The organism is Psychromonas sp. (assembly GCF_983033635.1).
The window spans coordinates 18,488-23,368 of sequence record NZ_CEZLMY010000017.1; the positions used below are offsets into that span (position 1 = coordinate 18,488).

At 39.1% G+C, this 4,881-nt stretch carries 4 protein-coding genes; all 4 read left to right on the plus strand.

All coding sequences use genetic code 11. The features are described from left to right. Positions 1-145 precede the first annotated feature (145 nt). The 4 genes from alr to lpxL all read left to right on the plus strand — a co-directional run bounded on the left by alr (position 146) and on the right by lpxL (position 4,661). On the plus strand, positions 146-1,222 hold the full coding sequence (gene alr, locus AC4GME_RS04015) for an alanine racemase (protein WP_490376797.1): 1,077 nt from the start codon (positions 146-148) through the stop codon (positions 1,220-1,222). 10 nt (positions 1,223-1,232) lie between these two features. Next, positions 1,233-2,213, plus strand: coding sequence for an o-succinylbenzoate synthase (gene menC, locus AC4GME_RS04020; RefSeq protein ID WP_490376798.1), 981 nt, complete (start codon positions 1,233-1,235; stop codon positions 2,211-2,213). After that, positions 2,198-3,598 carry an o-succinylbenzoate--CoA ligase gene (gene menE / locus AC4GME_RS04025; RefSeq protein ID WP_490376799.1) on the plus strand — a complete coding sequence of 467 codons (1,401 nt, stop codon included), beginning with the start codon at positions 2,198-2,200 and terminating at the stop codon, positions 3,596-3,598. The genes menC and menE overlap by 16 nt, the downstream gene beginning before the upstream one ends. Before the next feature lie 142 nt (positions 3,599-3,740). Beyond that, a complete protein-coding gene (gene lpxL / locus AC4GME_RS04030) occupies positions 3,741-4,661 on the plus strand; it encodes an LpxL/LpxP family Kdo(2)-lipid IV(A) lauroyl/palmitoleoyl acyltransferase (protein ID WP_490376800.1) in 921 nt (306 codons plus the stop codon). Positions 4,662-4,881 lie beyond the last annotated feature (220 nt).

Below are 4,881 nucleotides of genomic sequence, written 5' to 3' on the forward strand. Positions count from 1 at the left end.
ATGCTGAAGCTTATAGGGTAAACGGATTCAAATTCAGTAAAGTGCCTTTAACCTTGCAAGACGTTATTGTCGATTTGATGATTATACGGGTGCTGCTTATCATGGTGATGAATAACCCATTGATAACAATAAATAGAGTCTTTAAATGAATATCACATACGCAGTTATCGATTTAAATGCATTACAACAAAACTTACAAAGTTTGCAACAAACCGCCCCAGGCAGCAAAGTACTCGCGGTAGTAAAAGCCAATGCATACGGTCATGGCATGGTCAAAGTGGCGGAAACATTACAGGATGTACATGCATTCGGTGTGGCACGCCTTAACGAAGCGTTAATATTACGTGATGCTGGCATTAAGAAACCGATCGTTCTACTAGAAGGTTTTTTTAACAACAGTGATCTGCATACTTTAGTTGCTAAAAACTTACAATCAGTGGTTCACTCTGAGCAACAAGTTGATGCTATTTTAAAAGCAGATTTAGCCAAACCACTACAAGTTTGGTTAAAACTTGATACTGGCATGCACCGTTTAGGCTTTCCCCCTGAGCAATTTGATTCTGTTTACCAGCGCCTGCAAAACAGCAAAAATATACAACAACCAATCAACTTAATCACCCACTTTAACTGTGCAGATGAACTTGATAATCCAATCACGGCTTTACAAATTAAGCTATTTAAACAACATATAAAAAACAACAGCGGTTTAAATTCACTAGCTAATTCAGCGGCCACGCTTGCTTGGCCTGAAGCGCATAGCGATATAATTCGCCCAGGCATCGCTTTATACGGCGTTTCGCCGTTTGCAGATAAAAGTGCAGAAGATTTTCAATTAAAACCAGTGATGACCCTGAAATCACGTTTAATTGCAGTACGTGAACATCACGCGGGCGACAGTGTCGGTTATGGCGCAAATTGGACAGCCAAACAAGATACAAAATTAGGTGTCGTTGCCGTCGGTTATGGTGATGGTTATCCGCGAATGGCTCCTGAAGGAACACCCGTTTTGGTTAATGGTCGATTAGTACCTATTGTTGGTCGTGTTTCGATGGATATGTTAACCGTTGATTTAGGCTTAAACAGTTCAGATCAAGTCGGAGATGATGTCACTTTATGGGGAGAAGGGTTACCTGCAACGCAAGTGGCCAAGCATATCGGCACTATCGCCTATGAATTAGTGACCAAATTAACCTCTCGTGTTGCGCTGCAATACCGCGAATAAACAGCAAACAATGAGTGCTATTTTTCAGGTTATACAGGCCAAGCTATTTTGTTATCAGTTAGCCTTTACCTGCCCGCTAAATTTTAATGGGCAAAAACTTACTTGCCGTAAAGGACTTATCTTACAACTACAAGATAACAGTGGTCATTTAAGCTTTGGCGAAATAGCCCCCTTACCCGGTTTTAGTGACGAGAATTTAGCACAGGCAACGACACAAATAATCAGCGTGTTGGAAAATGGATTAACACACTTAAATCAACAAGCCGACTTATACCCAAGTGTGCAATTTGCTTTGGATAACGCTTTACACAATATCCCGCTCACAAAAAAGGCAGTCAGCCCTGATATTATCCCTTTATTACAAGGCGACAATAATAGTGTTATAAAACAGTATATTGCTTTAAATAAACCGGTTATTATCAAACTTAAAGTCGCGCGACAGAGCGTTCAACAAGATATTTTATTATTTAAGACATTAACTTCTCTTAATCCACTTTTAGCGGTTCGTTGCGATGCTAATCAAGTCTGGAAAAAAACAGAAGCAAGCCATTTTTTGGGCGGTATCAACACTAAACAACTCGATTATATTGAAGAGCCAACGGCAAGTTTTAAAGATAATCTGCAATTAGCAGAAAAACATCAAATCGGGCTGGCACTTGATGAAACCCTGCAACAGACTAACTTTTGCTACCAACACTCCGACCATATCAAGGCACTGATTTTAAAGCCGACCTTAATCGGTTCATTAAGCAGAGTACAAAACTTTATAAATATTGCCAAACAACAGCAGTTACAAGTGAGTATCAGTTCCTCTTTTGAATCTATTATCGGCTTACTGCAATTAAGCTATTTAGCTGCTTTGTATAAGAAAAAGTGCGACATTTCATTAGGTATCGATACTTTAAAATATTTTAAGCCAGGTTTATTAACAGATATAAATCGAATTCAGCAGGATATACAGGAGTTGGAGTGTTTATGGACAAGCAATTAAATTATTGTCCCGTGCGCTTTCAAGCGCTCTTACAACCTGATGGCTTAGCGATTCAGTCTGATCAGCAATTACTAAGCTTTAAACAACTTGATCAGATGATAGATTTGTTAGAAAAGCAGTTACTGTTACATGGATTAAAAGCAGGAGACAGATTAGTCTGCATTGCGCCAAACTCTGTAAATCTTATTATATTGCAGCTGACTTGCCTGCGCAGCGGGGTTATTTTTTGTCCAATAAACCCTCGTTTTAGCGCTTATGAAATACACGCCAGACTGGAGATTCTTAACACTGAGTTTATCTGGCTGGAACAGATAAAATCACCAGCAGATTTAACAGGCTTAGCGTTAGATTTCAGCCTAAACAGCAAGAGGGAGGTCAGCCTCTCTGCACTGAAAATCAACCATCAGCAGGTGATAAATATTATTTTCACCTCAGGGAGTAGCGGTCTACCGAAAGCGGTAATGCATAACTTTAGTAATCATTATTACAGCGCATTAGGATCACAAGAAATCATCCCCCTAAAAAGCGGCGATAAAAATTTGCTCTCCTTACCTCTGTTTCATATTAGCGGTTACGCCACTGTGATCAGGACAATACTTGCAGGCGCAACACTTATACTAAGTGATACAAAATTAAATATACACTTACTTAAAAAACAAAAAATCACTCACCTCTCTTTAGTTGTCACACAGCTTTATCGTTTACTAGGCAAAGCAGAGTTTCAGAAAAGCAGTCTAAGTATCAAACACCTGTTACTCGGTGGCAGTGCCTTTTCTAAGCGATTATTAAAACAAACTAAGCAACGTGGTTTTACTTATCATTTAAGTTACGGCTTAACTGAAATGAGCTCTCAAGTTGCCACATCAACTAACAGCCAGTGCTTGCATATATTAAAAAATAGAGAGCTGAAAATAATAAATGATGAAATTTTACTGCGTGGAAAAACCCGTTTTGTTGGTTATTTTAACGGGCTTATGGCAAATAGTTTGATTCCTGAAAAACAATGGTTTGCCAGTAAAGATTTAGGCAGGAAAGTTGGGGATAAATTACAAATAATAGGAAGAAAGGATCGTCTGTTTATCTCTGGCGGTGAAAATATCCAACCCGAAGAGATTGAATTTATACTGCTAGGCTTTCCCGCAGTAAAACAAGCTTACGTAGTCGCAATTGACGATCCCACCTTTGGAGAACGCCCGGTTGCTTTTATCGACTGGCAAGACGGAAAGTGTTTACAAGGCCAACTCGATCATTACCTAGAGGATAAACTGAGTAGTTATAAACGGCCTGTACACTGTTTTTTACTGCCTCCACAAACGGGTCTCAAGGTATCACTTAAAGAATTACAACAGATTGCGCAAACGCACTTGGATAAGATTAAGTTTTAAATAATCTGATTTTCTGCTGGAGCAGCTAGGTAGTAACAACAAATTAATCTTTTAGTTAAACCTATAAAAAGAATCAGAGACAAAATAGGCATTTAACAGATAATTCGGTAGAATATTTTATTCTTTTGAAAAAAGAGCATTTATGGAACAATACAAACTAAAATTAAGCTTCTGTCACCCCAAATACTGGCTAGCTTGGGTAGGCATTTTCACGCTATTTATAACCTCTTTATTACCCTACACTGTTTTACTTTTTATAGGCAGACAACTGGGCCGAATCTCTTACCACATTGTAAAATCCAGACGAAAAATTGCACAACGTAATATTGAGTTATGTTTTCCGGAATTATCAAAAGCAGAAGTAGATAAAAAGGTACGCCTAAACTTTGAAAACAGCGGTATCGCTCTATTGGAGATGGGGATGGCATGGTTTTGGCCAAGTTGGCGTATTCGAGGTTTATTAAAAGTGACAGGTATAGAGCACCTTGAACAAGCAAAAAAAAACAATCAGGGTATTATTTTTCTTGGTGCACATTTTTTAACATTAGAGATGGGCGCTCGCGCATTAGGTTTAATACACCCCTGCTCAGCTGTATACCGCAAACATTCCAATGCGGTTTTAGACTACTGGTTTTATTGGGGACGAATGCGTGAACATAACGCAATGCTAGATCGTAAAGATATAAAAGCAATGCTGCGCGTTTTAAAAAAATCAGAAGCGTTATGGTATGCACCTGATCACGACTACGGACCGCATAAAAGCAGTGTTTTTGCGCCATTTTTTGAAATACAAAACACCAATACAGTGGCAGGCACCAGTACCCTGGCTCGCGTTAAAAACAGCTGTGTTCTTCCGGTGTTTTTAAAACGTTTGCCTGGTGAGCTCGGTTATGAATTAGTTTTTTATCCAAAACTTGAGGACTTCCCGACAAAAGATCTTGAAGCTGATACACGCATCACCAATCAACAGATTGAGAAGATGGTACTTGAGTGTGACGATCAGTATATGTGGATGCATCGTCGCTTTAAAACTCGCCCGGAAGGTGAAAATTCACTTTATTAGCCACTATTTAATAGCGTGTTTATTTAGTAAACACGCTTCTATAACCAAGCCACTTACACATGCGAACCCGCATTGTCAGATGGTTTAGCTATAATCTAATCGAATAAATTCTGCCAAATTTCCAACACCGCTTTACGCTCTTCAACAAACAGCTGATCGCTGACTATACGAGTTTGCTTATTCAGCGTTAAACGATGAGCTGCATCGCGAAGATGACAAT